Genomic DNA, 1,786 nt, shown 5'->3' on the forward strand with positions numbered 1-1,786 from the left:
TAATTACGGAAAAAGTAACTCGATAACTTTTGCATAACCACTTAGCAAAATTGCGCGAAGTGCCACAAGACCTCCTAGAAATAGCGTGTTTAAAACCCAAGGCAAAGCTACTATCGCATGAGCTACAAGATTGAAAATATGACAAGCTAATTGTTTTGTACTTCGAGTCGGAAACCACAAGGGTGTTTACGAGCAAGCTATTCACTCACTGCCCTGAAAAAATGAAAACACTAAGACTCCAATCTTGTCCTCAGCAACTCCTCAGCGATTGCTTTGGCTTTTACGGCAGCTTTTAAATCCCCCATCACGTGGGCCTGAACAGTCGCCCCTTCTTTTAAAGTAGCTACCGCTTCCGACAACGTAGTCACCGTTTTTTCATCAACGAATATTTGTGACATATACCCGTTTATTAAGCCAAGCATGGCTCTTTTATGGTTAGCGCACTGTTGATGCACGGGATGATTTAAGTCACTGAATTCAGCACTGACATTGATGAAATAACACCCATGGAAAGGATAAATTAGCTTTTCTCTCTCATTAAACCAATCATCCAACGCATCGAACAAAGCAAAAATTGCGCTTTGTCCATCAGGTGCGCCCTGCGTGCGCCCTTCAACCCAGGAAAAAAATTGTCGGTCACGATAGTCAACCGTTGCAGCGATCAGGGCTTCTTTGCTGGCAAAGTGATGGTATAGCGTTTTTTTTGCCACGCCTGATTCAGCAATGATCCGGTTGATACCAATGGCATGCACCCCGTAGCGGTAAAACAGCCCAAAGGCGACCGAAACTAACTGCTCTCGTCTTTCCACAGCACAACCTCACTTTCATTTTACGAACAACATATTGACCCACAGAGACCGATCTGTCTACCATAGCCAAAGGAGACAGATCGGTCTCCCTTGTCTCAACTCTTTCGCCCAAGGATGCATCCATGAGAATTTCCCTGTATTTACCTGCTCAACAGAAAGCAGCCCTGCTCGCTGGCATTGGAGCGACTGGATGCATAACAGCACTCAGCTTTCTAAGTTCACACAGTGACGCGTTATGGCTAATGGCCCCCTTTGGCGCCACCATGGTGATACTGTTTGGTTTACCCGCCAGCCCATTAGCCCAACCACGCAACGTGATTGCGGGTCACTTAATAACGGCGGCGTTAGGACTGATGGTGGCTCATTTCTTTGGCGTGCACGAATGGACGCTGGGCTTGGCAGTCGGTTTATCGATAGTCGCTATGATGCTTACCCACACCATCCACCCGCCTGCAGGTGCTAACCCCCTACTGATTATGCTAGCGGGAGAACACTGGCATTTTTTGATCACTCCCGTAGCGTCTGGAGCCCTTTTAATTGTGGGATTCGGATACGTGTATCACCGGTTTGTTTCAGGGCAACCGTACCCCAAGCAATGGTTTTAGTAGAAGAGGATCGTAGTGCAGAACGAGTGTTCGTAAGCGAAAATCTTAATCCGTTTGTTCGTGGCATGCTTAGCTGTGCTTTTGAGTGCATTTATTAGCACTCACAAACCACTGCCCGCATACTTTATCTTCTTATATAGCTCACCGATAAAATTGACTCCCACTATCAAGCCCACACCAAGAGCAATGACGACGAGAGAACCATAGGCAATACTACCTGACCAGATCCACTGACTAATCGCTGTGCCAATATGTTGCAAAGTGAGATAAACACCTATCAGAAAACTACCTGCACGGACTAAGCCTAGTTCGTGCAGTGATAACTGAGACCTGAATCCGTGAGACCGGCCCCCGGAAGCACTTCTAACCCAC

The 1,786-nt window shown here is 46.9% G+C and carries 2 protein-coding genes and 1 pseudogene; 1 reads left to right on the top strand and 2 read right to left on the bottom strand.

The window, feature by feature from the left end; translation table 11 throughout:
• Window positions 1-230: 230 nt before the first annotated feature.
• On the bottom strand, window positions 231-809 hold the full coding sequence (locus tag INT19_RS03465) for a TetR/AcrR family transcriptional regulator (protein ID WP_193059736.1): 579 nt from the start codon (window positions 807-809) through the stop codon (window positions 231-233).
• A gap of 122 nt (window positions 810-931) precedes the next feature.
• Between INT19_RS03465 and INT19_RS03470 the strand changes: the two genes are divergently transcribed.
• Window positions 932-1,414 carry an HPP family protein gene (locus INT19_RS03470; protein WP_038483211.1) on the top strand — a complete coding sequence of 161 codons (483 nt, stop codon included), beginning with the start codon at window positions 932-934 and terminating at the stop codon, window positions 1,412-1,414.
• 101 nt (window positions 1,415-1,515) lie between these two features.
• On the opposite strand, the pseudogene INT19_RS19345 reads toward INT19_RS03470, so the two are convergent.
• A pseudogene (locus tag INT19_RS19345) lies at window positions 1,516-1,786 on the bottom strand (hypothetical protein); the annotation flags it as partial.

This window comes from Halomonas sp. 3A7M (genome assembly GCF_014897875.1).
Taxonomy (GTDB): Bacteria; Pseudomonadota; Gammaproteobacteria; order Pseudomonadales; family Halomonadaceae; genus Vreelandella.